The sequence below is a fragment of the Thermodesulfobacteriota bacterium genome, from assembly GCA_040757775.1.
In the GTDB taxonomy this organism is placed as follows: domain Bacteria; phylum Desulfobacterota; class UBA8473; order UBA8473; family UBA8473; genus UBA8473.
Genome location: JBFLWQ010000021.1, coordinates 45110 through 62140 on the forward strand (window position 1 = coordinate 45110; position 17031 = coordinate 62140).

Genomic DNA, 17031 nt, shown 5'->3' on the forward strand with positions numbered 1-17031 from the left:
AATTATTGACGAGAATATAATGTCAAATATAAAAGCTGTTCATACCAACAAAAAAAACGATACTTTGCTTCTAAGGTTTGTCCTGTCTATTTTTTTCTTCTTTATTTCTTATTCTATAGCCCCTTATTGCATTGCAGAGGATAAGTCCTCAATTAAAGGAGGTCTATTTCCTGTTCATACTCAGTCATCTCAGGTAATTACAGAGGAAATGCTGGATATTATAGTAGAAGCGTGTGACCAGTCCCTGTCAAAGAAGATTGAGAATCAATTGTTCAGTTATAAAACAGGGGGCTATTATGTCGAAAAAGGTATCTTTGTTCCAACCAGAATAAAGGACCCAAACGTATTGACAGCCTTCAACAAAGTATTGAAACCGGGAGTTCACTTTCTCGACCTTGGAAGTGGTGATGGAAGGGTGGTTTTTTTAGCATCTCTTTTTGGTGCTGCCTCAACCGGGATTGAATTCGATGAGGATATATTTAATTCGAGTCTCAAGGCTCGGGAAAAACTGTCCAAGAGGTTTGACCTGTCTAAAACAGAACTTATCAGAGGTGATTTCTTTGATGCGGACTTTTCCGGATACGATGTTATCTACTATTTTATGAGCGGCAGCTTTGAAGAGAAACGTCTTGAAGATAAATTGGCTAAAGAGTTGAAGCCTGGAGCCATACTCGTTGGCTATATTGAACACGAAGCATTTAAGGAGCTGAATTCAGCAGGCAGAATAGGAAAGAGGATTACTGTCTATAAGAAGCAATAGATGTCGAAACACATACAACAACACACTTAAGTGTGTTGTTGGCACAGAATACTGCTATAGTTAGTCTCCCCTGAAAATTTCCCTTTTCGCCGTATTGTTCCTTATCTTGAAATACAGGTAAAACAAAAAACCTAATCCTATTGTTCCTATACCAAAAAGCGAAATAATAGGTTTGCTCTTTATGGAAAAATAGATAATCCATAGATTCCCCGAGATAAATAACAACGGTGTAATCGGGTATCCAAACGTTCTGTAGCTGCGTTTCAGGAAAGGTTTTTTTATCCTTAGAACAATCATCCCCATCACTGTTATCATAGAGAACAATGCCAGTGTAAATCCAATGTAGAGGAGTAATTTATAAAAGGAGGATGTAATAACCATTAATACAGCAATAGCACCCTGCAGAAAAATGGAATGGGCTGGCGTTCTGTGAATACTGCTCACCTTACTGAAAAGCTTAAAAAACACACCGTCTCTGGACATGGCATAATAGACTCTGGGTCCGGTCATTATCATGGCGCTCAGAGCTGACAGAATGCCTATAGCAATGGCTGCTGTGAAATATCTGCTCACATGTTCCCCGAATAGCGAAACAGCAGCCAGATTTCCTATTTCCAGAACACCACTCATATCTTCTACGGGGAGGGCATAGATATACAGAATATTTAAAAGCATATAGAGACCCATCACAAAAAATGTGCCATAAAAAAGGGAAAGAGGAATATTCCTGGCTGGCTTTTTAATCTCACTCCCCAGGTAGGCAGCAGCGTTCCAGCCGCTGTAAGCAAAAGAGATAAATATTAGCGATATTGCAAACTTGTCAGTTAAAATTGATTTTAAATTCATCCCTTCAGAAAGGTTGCTTAATGAACCACTGCCAAAGGATAGACCGGCTACAATAAGAGCGATAATAACGGTTATTTTGAATACAGTGAGAGAGTTTTGAATGAATGTCCCCAAAGACAGACCGTGATAATGAATCAGAGAGAGGATGATGATAATTGCTGCGGCCAGTACGGTAATCGGTGATATGGTAAGGATATTAATACCAGAGCATGGAATAGTGATAATTGGGTTTAGTGGAGCTGGCAGGGTACGTAAAAGGTAGGTGGCAGAGGCAATGGAAGCTGCGGCTATAGGGGCTGAGAATCCAACAATGAGGGATATCCATCCGGATAGAAATGCTACCCCCCTCCCAAAGCTCTCCCTTAAAAAGACATATTCTCCTCCTGCCCTGGGAAAGATGGCGCCGAGTTCCCCATAACAGAGTGCACCTGAAAGGGCAAAGAGACCACCGAGAAACCAGCAAAGGAGCATACTTTGAGGGTTGCCAAGTTCCCTTATAATAAAGCCGGATGTAGTAAATATTCCTGTTCCTACTATGTTGGCAACCACCAGAATGAATGCAGAAAACAGGCCTACTTCTCTTTTCAAGTCACTGTTATTTGAACTATCTTCCATCGCTGATCTCGCCGACCTGAAAAATTACCCACTCCAGTTTTAGCCCCTATCCTTCAAAGATACGGGAATAATATCTCCATAAGGCACCTGATGCCCTTATTGCCCTTTCAGGGGATGCAAATACAGGGATACCGTTTTCTTCAAGTATCCTGGTATGTTCTCTCACCACCTTATCCTCACCTATTACCCATCCTACCACCGGTTTATTCTGGCATTGCTTTAAGTCACTTAACACTTGTTTTAAATCTATTTTCCAAATCCGCCTGTTTACCATGAGGCAGAAAAGGACAATATCCACATTGGGTTCATGCATAAAGGCAACCAGAGGTACACCGTATACATCATTAATATTCGGTGGGAATCCAACAGAAAAACAGTCTAAGGGATTTGCTATCTTTGTGGACGGAAGCAAGACCTGTTTAATCTTTTCAATGGTGTCCTTTGAGAATTCAGCCAGTTTCATGTCAAACTCTTCACAGGCATCGGCAACCATTGACCCAATACCTCCACTGTAAGTTATAACCGCTATCCTGTTGCCTTTTGGTGTATGTAAAGAGTCAAATATCTTTGTAAAATCAAGGAATTCATCCAGGTCTTGAGCCCTAATAATCCCGGCCTGCCTGAGCGCAACATCGAATATTGTGTCATCTACGGCTATAGCACCTGTGTGAGAAGCAGCGGTCTTCTGTCCATCCTCCGTCCTTCCTGTTTTAAATACCACTATAGGTTTCTTTTTAGAAACCTTTTTTGCAACCTCTAAAAATCGTTTGCCTGCCTTAATGCTCTCCATATACATAGCAATAACCCTTGTTTCAGGGTCTTCTTCCAGATATTCCATTACCTCAGCTTCGTCTATATCACAGCAGTTTCCAAGGTCTATGGATTTGCTTATCCCGACATGCATAGATGATATAATATATTCCATAACAGGACAGCAGAATTGGCCGCTTTGAGCTATAAATGCTACTCCTCCTTCCTTAAGGTAATCCAGGGGATAAAAGTGGAGCACAAGGTTGTTAAAGGTATTAACAGGGCCAACTGCATTGGGCCCCATTATTCTTATTCCCTTCTGTTTTGCCAGGTTAACTACCTCCATCTGCCGTTTTGACCCAGCTTCACCAGATTCAGAAAACCCTCCGGAGACCAGCAATACATTCCTGGTTCCTTTGGCTGCACAGTCGTGCAGCAATTTAGGGGTATTATCTGCAGGCACCAGAGAGACGGCAAGGTCTATATTTTCAGGGAGATCTTTGATGCTTTTGTATATTTTAAACCCTAAAACATCACCTCCTTCAGGATTAACGGGATATATCTTTCCATTAAAGCCGAACTCTCTTAAGTTTCTTGTGATAAGGTGTCCTGCTTTATTAGGTGTCTTGAAGACTCCAACTATTGCAATACTTTTTGGTTCTAAGAACGCCTTTAGTACGTGTTCCATTATCCCTCCTGATAATATCCTGGCCTCATGTCATTTCGAGTCCGCCTCTGGTGGACGAGAAATCTGATATCGTTAAAGATTCCTCGTTGCTTTCGATCCTCGGAATGACGAAACAGGACTTTTTGCGAGTCCATCAATAGATTGAAGCAGTATATATAAGAGTTAATATCTGTGTCAAGTCAGAAGTCGGGGTCTGTGATTCAGACACTGAAAATAGCTTTGACAAAGAGAATTTTTTTATGGTAGGTTTCTATTATGATTAAATTTATACATACTGCCGACATCCATTTAGGAAGAGAGTTTGATCAATTCGATGAAAAAGGGGAAGAAAGGAGGGAAGACATCCGTCTCACCTTTCGTCGAATAGCGAGTCTGGCTATAGAAAAGGGTGTTAATCTTTTTCTTATATCCGGCGATCTGTTTAATTCACCCAATCCATCCAAAAAGGATCTGGAATTTGTCTTTGAAACCTTCAGGATGTTAAGCGATAACAATGTGGTTATTTTCATAACCCCCGGGAATCACGATTATTATATTCCAGATGGAATCTGGGATAGAGAATTTAGTTCTCTTGGCCGGAACCTCCACATATTTACTTCTTCAGAGTTTGAAACAATAGGTCTTGAGCGTTTCAAAGTCTCAGTAGCCGGATGTGCTTACAACAGGCATCAATCCAATTCCAGGTTGTTTGAGAGACCTGAATTCAAGATCAGTCAGCAAAACTCTATCCTGCTTTTTCACGGTTCATATGAGTATCCAAATCAGGAGTACCGGGATCAGCCTTTCTCATTGGAAGAGCTGAAAAGATTGCCATTCAACTATATAGCCCTGGGGCACTACCATCGGCACATGGAGATTTTTTCAGAGGAGAAAAGGGTATGTTTCTATCCCGGTGTCCCGGAGGGACTGAACCTGGATGAGCGAAATGCCGGGAAGCGGTATGTAATATTGGGGGAGATCTCTGACCACGGTGAAGTTAACATAACCATTGAAGAGGTTCAAAGGAAGATCATAGAGATATTAAACATTGACTGTACACACTTCCAGGAAAAAGACACGCTGGAGATGAAGATCAGGGAGCATGCCGGTGATAATAAGATTCTCAAACTTAACCTGACCGGCAAGCCGACAATGGATATATTAGAGACCATTGACGAGTTACAGGAGAGGTTCAGTGGGTACTTCTACATGTTGAAGATCAATAAAAACCAGTTAGATACCCCCATAGACATTCCTGTGGATCCAAGGTTCATAATCGGAAGGTTCTGCCGCAAATTAGAAGACCAGATAGACAGAGCAGAGAATGAGGAGGAAAAGCAGCTTCTTAAGACAGCCCTTAACCTTGGAATCAATGCCATCAGAGAGGCCGAAAAGAAATGAAAATCAGGTCCATCGAATTTGCCGGAATAAGGGTTTACTCTGATAACCAGAGAGTGGAATTTGGCGATAATATTAATATACTTGTTGGAAGAAACAGGGCTGGTAAATCAAGCCTTCAGGATGCACTTGTGATCGGGCTTTTTGGCATGGGTAAACAGAGTGAGCGGCTGAACAGGTCTTTTGTGTGGTCATGGACCAATCCCAACGAGTTCTGTACAGTAATTCGATACCAGGTTAACAGCAGGCTCTTTCAAATCGAAAGGGATTTTATAAAGAACAGGGTTTCCTTCGGAGAACTTGTTGATAATGAGACATATAGAGAGTTAACAAATGACTCAGAAAAGGTAAAACAGTATGTGTCTGAGCACACCGGCATGGAAAATCTGGGTCTGTTTACCTCTACCTGCTGTATAAGACAGCAGGAGCTGTCTAAGGTAAGCGAGAATCTGTCCGAGGTAGGGCATTTAATCCAGAGGGTGTTTACGGGTTCCATCAAGAGCAATGCAAAAGAGATAATAGATATCTTCAGGACAAAAAGACTCGCAATAAAGGCTTCAAAAACAACTGAAATAAGGCATACCCCGACCACGAAACGGGAATATGACATACTCCAGGAGGAGAGAGAGTCAGTTACTTCTGCCTTCGAACATGCAAAAGACGGATTTAAAGAGCTATCAAGGCTGACAGATACTATAAGTAAACTGGAAGAGGAGATTCCAGTAGAGAGAGAACAACTGAAAGAGGTCAGATATTTGCTGGAGAAACTAGAAAAGAAGAGTAATATCCAGAAAGAGCTACAGAAGTCTGCTGAAGATTTAGATAGGATTTCAGAGCAAATTCAAAGGGTTAAAGCAATTGATGAAAGCCTTTCCAGGATTAATAAGAGAATTGAGGCATTACAGTCTATCGAAGGTCATAGGGATATCATAAAGAATGAAGTGCCTGACTGGATAGCGTCTAAAGAGGCTATAGAGGATAAACTCATAAGATTGGAGAAAAAGAAGAAAATAACCGGGGAAGAGAGGCACAAGGTTCAGATAGAGCTCGACAGATTGAAGCCAGTTGAGAATTGTGGAAAATCCATCGATCAGGACCTTCCAGGGTGGGAGTATCGCAGTTCAGAGATTAAAGAAGAGATTGAGGCTGCTAATGCCGAGTTGACCAGTGTGGAATCAGAGTATCAGTCTTCCAGAATTCCTTTATGGGGAAAGATTGGCGGCGTACTGCTCTCTTTAGCAGGGATAATTCTGTTGTTCAGCCTCCATGGAATGTTAAAATGGATTGGAGGGCTGCTTGTCCTGATAGGGGTTTCGACGTTCCTTCTGGCATTGTATCCTGCATTGAAAAATAAAAGACGGCTGTCAACCAGACTCCGGATATTGAGGGATGGTATCGAAAGAAACCATGCCCAGTTGAGAGATATAGAGGAGAGGATTATCGCTCTTCTTCAGGATACCCGGCAGAAGGACATTGAAACTTTAAAGAAGGAATGGGGGAGATATAAGGAATTGAGCGGGCTAAAATCTGTTCTTGACTCAAATGTCGCTGATACCGAAGAAGAATTCCTGGAGGCTAATGAGCAATACGAAATGTATGAAGGGATGTTCAGGAATGTCCTCAATGATACCAGTACGGGTTCTGTAAGTGAGCTGAGAGAGAGATTGAATGATTATCAAAGACTGACAGATGAAAAGAGAAACAGAGAATCCGAAAGGCAGGGAATCCTGGGTAAAGAGGGGCTAAAGGAGTTGGAGGGTAAACAGAGGACTCTGGATAGCAGAGTCCGTCAATACAATCTGGAATTGACCGAGTCTGATTTGACTTCTTTCTGTCCTGCTACAGAAGAGACAGAAAAGTGGCGACAGGTTGAGAAAGAACTGGAACCAAAACTCAAGGGTGATGAGCACGAGTTGATAAGGGCGAAGGAGAGGCTGGATACCCTGAAAGACACAATACAAGACCCTGTAGGGCTGGAGGAGAGAAGGACCTATATCGAAGGCAGATTGAAGGAACTGGATTTAATCTATAAAGCCTACGGAAAGGCTATAGCAACCTTTGAAGAAGCGGTAAGAGAGTTACAGGAAGAGTATCTGCCAGAGATGGAGAAGACAACCAATCAATACTTTAAAGAGATTGTGCCGGAGGAGTTTGACAGTGTCCAGTTGGTCAAAGCATGGCCAAAGATAATCCTTTCCTCGAAGGTTAACAGCAGTATCCCCATAGCCAGTCTCAGTCTTGGAACCATTGATCAGCTCTACCTCAGCCTCAGAATTGCCTCTCTGGAACTGTTGGGAAAGGGTGTAACCCTGCCGTTGATGATAGACGATTCCTTTGCCAACTATGATCCCCATTGCCAGGCGAAATCTTTAAAGATACTTGAGGAGTTAGCCGAGAGCAGACAGGTAATATTCTTTAGCTGTCATCCGGAATACATGGAATGGGGGAGAGAGCTAAAAAAATCCAGAGGTTACTCAGTGAAGCTTTTTAATTGGGACAATAACCGCAGGATTTTTGAGATAAACTGAGGGCTGGAGAGGTATCTGATTGGTAAAAAGGGTATTCATAACGTTGTTTTTGGCTGTTTTTTCTGCTATGATTGGGATAGGGATCATCGTCCCTCTCTTTCCCCTTTATGCCCAGAACCTCGGAGCCACCGGAATCTGGCTGGGTATAATCTTTTCTGGCTTTGCCATCTCCCGTTCTATATTCGTGCCTCTCATAACCAGGCTGTCTGATAAAAAGGGCAGAAAGATATTCATCTGCATCGGACTGTTTGGATATGCCCTGGTTTCAATTATCTATATCTATGCGGGTAATGTTTATGAGCTTGCCATATTTCGTTTTTTGCAGGGTTTTTTTGGAGCCATGATTGTCCCCATAGCAATGGCTTACATAGGTGAAATATCGCCCGTGAATAAAGAAGGGACATTTATAGGGGCATTTAATATTTCTCTATTTGCCGGGTTTGGTGTTGGTCCTTTTATGGGTGGGGCTTTAAAGGACCATTTCGGCATGAATGCAGCCTTTTATGCTATGGGGGGGCTGAGCTTTATAGCCTTTGTACTGGTTCTGTTATTTCTCCCTGAACTCCATCTGTATAAGAAACAGTGGGGAAATCCCAGGATGTCTTACTGGACGATGCTGAACAACAACATAGTTAAGGGGATAACAGCATTCAGGCTCATCAATTCTATGGGAAGGGGGATGGTTGCGACCTTTCTGCCTGTCTTTGCCCACCAATACCTTAGATTGAGCGGTTCTGAAATAGGGCTTTTGATCTCAGCAAATATATTACTGACCTCCTTTCTGCAGGCACCCTTTGGAAAATTGGCAGACAGGGTGAGTCGAAAAAAGCTGGTTATTGTCGGAGGGTTTATAGCTTCCCTGGCAATATTACTGATACCTTATACATCTGATTTCACTCATTTGTTGGTTTTAAACATGGCAATGGGAGTTGCCGGAGCCATCTCTTTACCTGCGACAACTGCCTTAGCAATAGAAGAGGGAAGGAATATGGGTATGGGGGCTATAATGGGGGTATTCGACATGTCCATGAGTTTGGGTGTTGCCGGGGGTCCGCTGCTCGGGGGAATCCTTATGGATTTTCTGGGAATAGATTTCATTTTCCTCTTTGGAGGGTTTGCAGGGTTTGTATCCATTGGGCTTTTTGTCTGGTTTGTGAAACATAAATAGTCCATCCTGAAAAATTACCTTTTCCGCTCTCTGGTTCAGGTTTTTTGACCCATCTAAGCTTGCTCTATTGAAAATTCACAAACTCCCCGCCTCTGGCGGGTCAAACATGTGAATTTTCTGCATTACGCTCGCCAAGATGGGTACCCCAAAAATCCTGCCCATGTTTGCTCCAAAGGAAATTTTTCATTTTTCAGTATAAACTAAATGAGGGAGAAGAACCGGAAAAATATGAGATCCAGAGAAGACCTGCGAAGGATATTAGACCGTATTGATCGCAGAGGATATAAGGCATATAAAGACATAGAGGGAGAATATGACTTCTCAGACTTCACTCTCTTTATAGACCATGTTCAGGGCGACCCTTTTGCCTCTCCTTCAAGAGCTAGGGTCAGGGTTTCTCAGAGAATAGCAGGATTCCCGGATGAGCTGTTGAACACCAGGACAAGGAGAATTGCCTTGGGAGATTACCTTACAAGGCAATTCCAGAGAAATATAAAGAGCTCTGTCAAAGGTGGCAGGGGGATAGGGAACAGCGGAGTCATAGGGATCGATGCCCCATGCCAGGAGGTGTTGGAGAGGACTTCTGTCCTGATAACCAGGGATTTTGTTGAGGCAAGGTTTGTAATGGGTTTGCCTGCTTCAGGAAGAACCGTTCTCTCACGGGAGGCTTCTGATATGTTCTTACATGAAGTCCCTGTGCTTGCGAAAAGGTCTCTGGTGTTCCGTAGTCTGAACTCAAAGGAACTGGCAGGTCATGTAGAAGTGGTGGAGGATCAGGAATTCATTCGGGGAAAATTAGAGGATTCTGATTTAATTTCGTTTATAGCCAATGGTTCCATTCTTCCCCGCAGAAGCGGGGTAGATGATCGTCCTCTGTTGCCTTCTCTGGAGCATTCCTGCCATGTTGTTTCATTCCAATCCCCTCCATCCCTTGAAGTGGAGTTAACGACCCCGAACAGAGGGAGGATAAAAGGAATGGGTATCCCAAAAGGGGTTACTCTGATAGTGGGAGGTGGATTTCACGGAAAATCCACCCTCCTGAATGCTGTAGAAAGGGGTGTATATTGCCATATTCCTGGAGATGGAAGGGAGAATGTGGTAACACATCCGGCAGCGGTGAAGATAAGGGCTGAGGACGGAAGACGGATTGAAAAAGTGGACATAAGCCCTTTTATACAGAATCTCCCTTTTGAAAAGGAGACTGCTGCGTTCTCTACCGATAATGCCAGTGGAAGCACATCTCAGGCGGCAAATATAATGGAGGCACTGGAAGCAGGGGCATCGGTTCTCCTGATGGATGAAGATACCTCTGCTACAAACTTTATGATAAGGGATCTCCGCATGCAGGAACTGGTCTCCAAGGACAAAGAGCCTATTACCCCCTTTATTGATAAGGTGAGACAACTGTACGAAGAACTGGGTGTTTCTACTGTCCTTGTTATGGGTGGGTCCGGAGACTATTTCGATGTGGCAGACACGGTCTTGATGCTGGACGAATACCGACCAATGGATGTTACTAATCAAACCAGGGAGATAATAAAAAGCTTTCCAGGTGAACGAAAAAAGGAGGGGGGAGGCAATTTTGGTAAGGTATCCCATCGTGTTCCATTGTCAGAGAGTTTCAATCCACAGAGGGGCAAGAGAGATGTAAAGATAGATGCTAAAGGTTTGAGGACTATCCTTTACGGTAGGATCTCCATTGACCTGTCTCATGTTGAACAGCTTCTTGATATGAGTCAGACGAGGGCTATAGGAGAGATAATCCACTATTATTCCCAGAAATACTTGAGGGAAGGGGATCCCCTTAGAGATGGCTTGAATAAAGTAATGAATGATTTGGGAAAGGGAGGATTGGACATACTCTCCCATAATAAGATGGGCAATTACGCCCTTCCCAGGATATTTGAGGTGGCAGCGGCTATAAACAGGATGAGGACGTTAAGGGTAAGGTGATGTGTCGCTATGTGGTATTCAATTCAGCGATTTCCTATCATGTATATTCTTGACATAAATGGATATTACTGCAACAATAGAATCATAATGAATTACTTTTAGGGTCAAGGGGGGGGTGATGCACGTGAAACAGATTACGCTGAGAAGTATACCTGATGAGATTGAAGCGATGGTTAAGAAGGAAGCAAAAGCAAAAGGTTTAAGTCTTAATAAGGCTTTCATTACCCTATTGGAAAAGGCAACAGGTGTGAAAACAAAGGACAGAAAGAAGAAAGCGTTTTATCATGATCTGGACAATCTGTCTGGTGTGTGGTCAAAAAACGATGCTGCAATATTCAATAACAACCTTCAGCTACAGCAAAAAGTGGATGAGGAATTATGGAAAAAAACAAGGCGATTCTTGAGGAATTTCTTTCCTCTCCAAGGGTTAGGGTTGTGGCTATTGATGAAGAGACATCAGAAAGATATGCTGTGATTGTTAATCATCTCAGGAAGGAAGGCACCCCGATACCTACCAATGATTTATGGATTTCTGCTTCTGCCATGCAGCATGGGTTAAAAGTTGTAACTACTGACAACCACTACCTGAAGGTTCTGCAGATCATAACCGAGTATTATCAGGCAGACTAAAATGGATAAAGGTTTCAGTTGGACAGACTGCACAAACTTTGGAATAATCGAAATATTTAACTTATCTTGAATAGATTTTTAGAGGGTGCCTTATGAAGAAAATATCTGCATCCATATCTGCATCCATTTTAATTTTTGCTGTGATTATCGTTCTGGCAGGATGTGCAACGCCATTTATAGATGCAGCATACAAAGGTGATATTAACACTGTAAAGGCTTTATTGGCTAAGGGTGTAAATGTGAACGAGAAGGATTCTGGGGCCAGAACAGCCTTGCATCTTGCCTCCATAAATGGCCAAACAGAGATAGCGCGTATTCTGTTAGACAATGGTGCTGATGTGAATGCTAAGGCAGGGCCTTCACAACTTTTTGAACGGACATTAACACCGTTACATTATGCTGCGATGTCCGATGTTGACAATGTTGATATAGTGCGCCTTTTATTGGATAGAGGAGCTAACATAAATGCAAAATCTGATACGGGTCGAACAGCCTTGCATTATGCGGCAAATAATGGGCATGTTTATATTGTGCGTCTTCTAATAGATCGAGGTGCTAATAACAGCATTGCAGATTATAAAAACAAAACACCTCTCATATTAGCTCAAGAAAAAGGCTATACGATAATTGTCCGCTTGCTTACCGATACTGAAGAGGCACGCTACAAGAAAATTCTGGCAAAAGAAGAGACACCTAGTGTTTCGGGTTCCTTTGAAAAAGCCTTTGCTCCATCCGTTCAAACTGATGTTGACGAACTTCCTGCAATAAAAGCAAAACCCAACAAAAACTCCTACGCTATCGTTATTGGCATTGAGCAATACCGGCAGAAACTTCCCAAGGCTGATTTTGCAGTACATGATGCAAAGATTATGACAGACTATCTCACAAAGGTAATGGGCTATCCGGAAGAAAATGTGGTTACACTTATAAATGACAGAGCATTAAAAAGTGACATGGAAAAATATTTTGAAAAGTGGCTTTCCAACAATGTTGAAAAAGATAGCACAGTCTTTGTTTACTATTCAGGACACGGTGCTCCGAACCCAAAGACAGGGGATGCCTATCTTGTACCTTATGATGGAGACCCATCCTTTATTGACCAGACAGGGTATTCTATAAAAAGGCTCTATGAATCCCTTGGAAAACTTCAGGCAAAAGAGATAATAGTTGCACTTGATTCGTGTTTTTCAGGGGCAGGTGGAAGGAGTGTCATAGCAAAAGGTGCAAGGCCATTGGTTATAACAATGGAAACTTTAGTAATCCCATCAAAAATAGCAGTCCTCTCTGCAGCATCAGGAGACCAGATAAGCTCTACATATGAGGAAAAAGGGCATGGTTTGTTTACCTATTTCATGCTTAAAGGAATAAAAGGGGAAGGCGATACCAACGGAGATGGAAAGATAGAAATCGGTGAACTGTTTAATTATATCAAACCGCAGGTGGAACTCATTGCAAGAAAGGTGTATAATAATGAACAGTTACCACAAATGATTGCGCCCAATGAATTGATAAAACAGAGACTAATTGAAAGGCAGAGAATTGGAGAACATTAAAAGGATAAAAGCCATTTAGGAGATGGGGGATGAAAAAGCTTGTCCTGAGTGTAACGAAGGAACTTAATGCATGTATTTTAATCCTTGCCGTATCAGGCTTACTGGCAGGGTGTGCAACACCGTTGACGGATGCGGCAAGGAGGGGCGACATCCAGCAGGTTAAAGCCCTGCTTGATAGCGGAGCTACGATCGACGAAAAAGGTGGTGAACCTTCTCGAACACCGTTAGCGTGGGCAATAGAATATGGGCATTTTGATACAGTAAAATTCCTGATCGAGAGGGGTGCAGATGTCAATCATTCTATGGGATGGGGAACACCTCTAACTTGGGCCATAAAGGCTGGAAATATTAATATGGCAAAATTTTTGATTGAGAAAGGTGCCAATGTAAATTTAATTGACCGACAAATAACTCCTCTAATGTGGGCAGCGTTCTATAGAAAACCCAATATTATAGACCTTCTGGTGGAAAAGGGTGCCGATCTGGAATATGCAATATCTGCGTGCGCCACCAACAAAACGTGGTGGTATAAATCAACTGGCCAGGCTTGTGCTGCAACATTACAGCCGTTCAAGGCAAAACAAGATAAGATTGCACAGCAGAAAGAAAAGGAGCAAGAGGTCGCTAAGTCCAAAGAGATAGAAATAGCGAAGGCGAAAGAGATGAAGGAGATAATTAAAGAAGTTGTTAAGGAATCATCTATGCAAAAAACCGATTCTAAAGCCGCTCCTTCCATTCAGTCCGATATAGACAAACCCTCTTTCAGTCCGTCGGAGAGGATAATGAAAGATAACGATCTTGCAGTAATTATAGGCATTGAAGGTTATCAGAGCCTCCCGAAGTCCGATTATTCATACGACGATGCAAAACTTGTTGGTGATTATGTAAAGGCACTGGGCTTCAAGCCGAGAAACATAGAACTGCTTTTGGATGAACGTGCAACTAAATCAGCCATTGAAAAGATTATTAAAACATGGCTTCCAAACAAGGCAAAGCCTGAAAGCAGGGTATTTGTCTATTATTCAGGGCATGGAGCGCCAGAGCCAAAAACAGGTGATGCATATATAGTACCTTATGATGGCGATCCAAATTACCTATCTGATACAGGCTTTCCTCTTAAGAGCCTTTATGACAATCTCGGTAAACTTCAGGTTGCGGAAATAGTTATTGTCCTTGATTCCTGTTTTTCCGGCGCTGGCGGAAGGAGTGTTCTTGCAAAAGGGGCAAGGCCTTTGGTGATGATAAAAGATGGCTTTGTGTTACCTCAGAATATTGCAGTGTTATCTGCAACACTGGGAACACAGATTTCCACATCATCTCCGGAAAAGGGGCACGGCATATTCACATACTATTTTCTCAAGGCATTAAAGGATGGCAAAAAGACCATTGCAGAGATTTACGAATATATAAAGCCACTGGTAGAAGACGAGGCAAAACAAATCAATGTCCAGCAGAGTCCGGGCATAAATCCTGAACCGGAAAAGTTGAAGGGGAGGTTTGGGTTGAGGAAATGAATTTTAAGTAACTTCCCCTCGCCCCCTCTTAAGCTAAGAGGGGGCGAGGGGGGTGTTAAGAGGGGGATGAAGGAATTATTGAAAAGGAGTTACCAGGATGACAAGAAAGTGGCAATTTGTTGTTGCAGTTATTATGTGGATGGCGATAACCTTTCCTGTGCAAGCCTCTGAAAAGCCTGTCCCTGATAAAAGTCTTCAGGGACAAGTTTGGGTTGAGACTGAGGGCGAGGCTGTTATGGGGGAATATGATACTAAAAGAGAGATAATGGAACGCGCAAAGAGGGACGCCCAGAACAAGGCAGTTGAAAAGGCAGTTGGCGTATTTATAAGGTCTCATACACTCGTCTCAAATAGCCAGCTTGCCGAGGATTTAATATATGCAGCAGTGAGAGGAAAGGTTGAAAAGGTTAATATTATTAAAGAGGGATGGGATGAGAAGGACAGAAATCTTTACAGAGTAAAACTAAAAGCCCTTGTCAAACCTGTCTATCCTGAAAAAGGCGAAGGCATCTCATTGAAGGTTTCGCTCTCAAAGGCAGATTTAAAGGAAGGTGATGAGGTAAAGATATTTTATCAGGCTAATCGCGACTGCTATGTTTATATATTTTCTGTGGCTGCTGATGGGTCGGTAACACTCCTTCTGCCAAACTCCGTGAATCCAGACAATAGCGTGAATGCCGGCCAGGTATATGAATTTCCTGTTAGTGGAAGCAAGATCAAGCTTCAGGCAAGGTTTCTCCCTGGATATAAAGGTCCTGTTGCCGAGGAGAGGATAAAGGTAATAGCCACACGGCAAAAAGAGGAGATAGTACCTCTTGGTTTTCAGGAGGGTTTGTTCAGGGTCTTTGATGCAAAATCCACCGGGATGATAAGCGACCTGGTAAAGAGGCTTAACCAGTTGGAACTGTCTGACTGGACAGAGGCAACAACAGTCTACACACTAGGGCGATGATTCCGACAAGCATACCAATTACTACTCTCCTCTTGAAATTCCGAATACTCCGCCAATCTTGATAGAGCTTTCAGCGCCTTTTTGGGCGAAGAAAAAATCGCCACTCTGCCGTGATCCTTTATCTTGTCTTCTATTTCTCTTGCTGTGATCTTATATAACCAGCCTTCATAAGGTGCCCAAACAATCGGCTTATCTTTGAATTTATCGGCAATCTCTAAAACAATCTCTGAAAATGGAGGAGATATGGATTCAAACCAGGCACCTACAATCAGTAAAACAGCATGGATTTTGTTGTCACTCAGAACTGCCTCTATGGTTGTAATGAGAACCTCTCCGAAAGGGCGTCCTGAAATCCCCATGGCGGGCCAAATATCTACAGGGTTATTTATGGTATGCCACTCGGGTGAGATGCTGATGATCTTTTCTCTTGTTTCCGGGGATAGCTCGGGTATGTTTAACTGGTATTCTTCGCAGGCATCCATAGCCATAAGCCCAATTCCACCACTGAGCGAGATTATTCCTGTAGACCTGCCTTTCATCAAAGGGAGATAAGAAAATGCCTTTATTAGATCACCAATCTCATCAAAATCACTTACCCTGATTATTCCACATTGTTTAAAAACCCCTTCCCAGACCTCGTTTTTGCCTATCATTGAGCCTGTGTGAGACTGTGCTACCTTTGCCGAACGTGGTGAGACCCCTGTCTTTAAAGCCAATATGGGTTTTTTCTTTGCTACACGTCTTGCTACTTCTATAAATCTTCTGCCATCCTTTATACCTTCGATGTGAAGAAATATAATCTTTGTGTCTTGATCATACTCGAAATACTCCATGCAGTCAGCGAAATCTATATCGCAGGCATTGCCCAGGTCAATCCCTTTGCCCAATAGATTCAAGTCTGGAAAGCTGCCGGAAAACATACCGGTTTGACTGATAACTCCTATGGGAAGCCTTTTAATTTCAGATTGTTTAGCAAAAGATGTACTGAAGTCTACAAATGGGTTGGATACTCCTATAGTATTTGGGCCTATTATCCTGGTCTCAGTGTTTCTGATCATTTTTACTATCTTTTCCTGAAGCTGCTTACCTTCTTCATCACTGGCATCAGCAAAACCCTGACCTACAATTATTATGGCTTTTATCCCCTTCTTTATACATTCCTCGATAATGCCAGGTGCTTGAGATCTTGGAATTGATACCACTGCGAGATCAATGTCTGCATCAATTTCTTGAATGCTTGGATAGGTTTTTCTACCTAAGATATTACTGGTATTAGGATTTACTGGATACATCTCACCCTGGTATCCAAGATCGAGTATATTTTCCAGAATATTAAAAGAGTGCATTCCTGTACGGGAGGATACCCCAACTAGTGCGACACTTTTGGGTTCCATGAACAGTTTTATTCGTTCAACAGCATTCATCTTCATTTCCTCTATTTTGTTTTTCCCCCTATCTATCCAAGAATTATATTGCAAAGATACCATTAAATATTTCCCATTGCAATACTGAAGAGGGATTTTTCCTGGTTGTTCCGTCCTGAAAATGGAGAAGGGATGGTGATTTATTGGGTAGTGCCTCACTTTGAAAAAAAATGAAAAATAACTCTATTAATTATTCTTGTATTTGGGAAGAAAATGGGTTAAGGTTCACAGAAATTATTCGGCAAGAATACAGTGGGAATAATTGTATTATTA

At 42.4% G+C, this 17031-nt stretch carries 13 protein-coding genes; 10 read left to right on the forward strand and 3 right to left on the reverse strand.

Annotated elements, in window-relative coordinates:
* The first annotated feature begins 19 nt into the window (after positions 1 to 19).
* Entirely contained in the window at positions 20 to 760 is a 741-nt protein-coding gene (locus AB1401_12165) for a class I SAM-dependent methyltransferase (protein MEW6616199.1), read from the forward strand.
* A 60-nt stretch (positions 761 to 820) separates the two neighbouring features.
* On the opposite strand, the gene AB1401_12170 is transcribed toward AB1401_12165, so the two are convergent.
* A complete protein-coding gene (locus tag AB1401_12170) occupies positions 821 to 2221 on the reverse strand; it encodes an amino acid permease (protein ID MEW6616200.1) in 1401 nt (466 codons plus the stop codon).
* A 46-nt stretch (positions 2222 to 2267) separates the two neighbouring features.
* Entirely contained in the window at positions 2268 to 3659 is a 1392-nt protein-coding gene (locus AB1401_12175; protein ID MEW6616201.1) for a CoA-binding protein, read from the reverse strand.
* A 255-nt stretch (positions 3660 to 3914) separates the two neighbouring features.
* Here AB1401_12175 and AB1401_12180 point away from each other — a divergent pair, with 255 nt between their 5' ends.
* The 9 genes from AB1401_12180 (at position 3915) to AB1401_12220 (ending at position 15334) form a co-directional block, all read left to right on the forward strand.
* A complete protein-coding gene (locus AB1401_12180) occupies positions 3915 to 5039 on the forward strand; it encodes a metallophosphoesterase (GenBank protein ID MEW6616202.1) in 1125 nt (374 codons plus the stop codon).
* On the forward strand, positions 5036 to 7564 hold the full coding sequence (locus AB1401_12185; GenBank protein MEW6616203.1) for an AAA family ATPase: 2529 nt from the start codon (positions 5036 to 5038) through the stop codon (positions 7562 to 7564). The genes AB1401_12180 and AB1401_12185 overlap by 4 nt, the downstream gene beginning before the upstream one ends.
* 19 nt (positions 7565 to 7583) lie before the next feature.
* A complete protein-coding gene (locus tag AB1401_12190) occupies positions 7584 to 8732 on the forward strand; it encodes an MFS transporter (protein ID MEW6616204.1) in 1149 nt (382 codons plus the stop codon).
* Between the two features lie 228 nt (positions 8733 to 8960).
* Positions 8961 to 10685: an ABC-ATPase domain-containing protein gene (locus AB1401_12195; GenBank protein MEW6616205.1), complete on the forward strand. Its 1725-nt coding sequence runs from the start codon at positions 8961 to 8963 to the stop codon at positions 10683 to 10685.
* A 118-nt stretch (positions 10686 to 10803) separates the two neighbouring features.
* The gene (locus AB1401_12200) at positions 10804 to 11160 is read left to right on the forward strand and encodes a hypothetical protein (protein MEW6616206.1); all 357 of its coding nucleotides are present in this window, start codon (positions 10804 to 10806) and stop codon (positions 11158 to 11160) included.
* The gene (locus tag AB1401_12205; GenBank protein ID MEW6616207.1) at positions 11121 to 11315 is read left to right on the forward strand and encodes a PIN domain-containing protein; all 195 of its coding nucleotides are present in this window, start codon (positions 11121 to 11123) and stop codon (positions 11313 to 11315) included. Before AB1401_12200 ends, AB1401_12205 begins: the two co-directional genes overlap by 40 nt.
* Positions 11316 to 11407: 92 nt before the next feature.
* Positions 11408 to 12868: an ankyrin repeat domain-containing protein gene (locus AB1401_12210; GenBank protein MEW6616208.1), complete on the forward strand. Its 1461-nt coding sequence runs from the start codon at positions 11408 to 11410 to the stop codon at positions 12866 to 12868.
* Between the two features lie 29 nt (positions 12869 to 12897).
* On the forward strand, positions 12898 to 14382 hold the full coding sequence (locus AB1401_12215; protein MEW6616209.1) for an ankyrin repeat domain-containing protein: 1485 nt from the start codon (positions 12898 to 12900) through the stop codon (positions 14380 to 14382).
* 97 nt (positions 14383 to 14479) lie between these two features.
* A complete protein-coding gene (locus AB1401_12220) occupies positions 14480 to 15334 on the forward strand; it encodes a DUF4384 domain-containing protein (GenBank protein MEW6616210.1) in 855 nt (284 codons plus the stop codon).
* Here the strand turns inward: AB1401_12220 and AB1401_12225 are convergent.
* Positions 15316 to 16758, reverse strand: coding sequence for a CoA-binding protein (locus AB1401_12225; protein ID MEW6616211.1), 1443 nt, complete (start codon positions 16756 to 16758; stop codon positions 15316 to 15318). The genes AB1401_12220 and AB1401_12225 overlap by 19 nt on opposite strands.
* Positions 16759 to 17031: the final 273 nt, after the last annotated feature.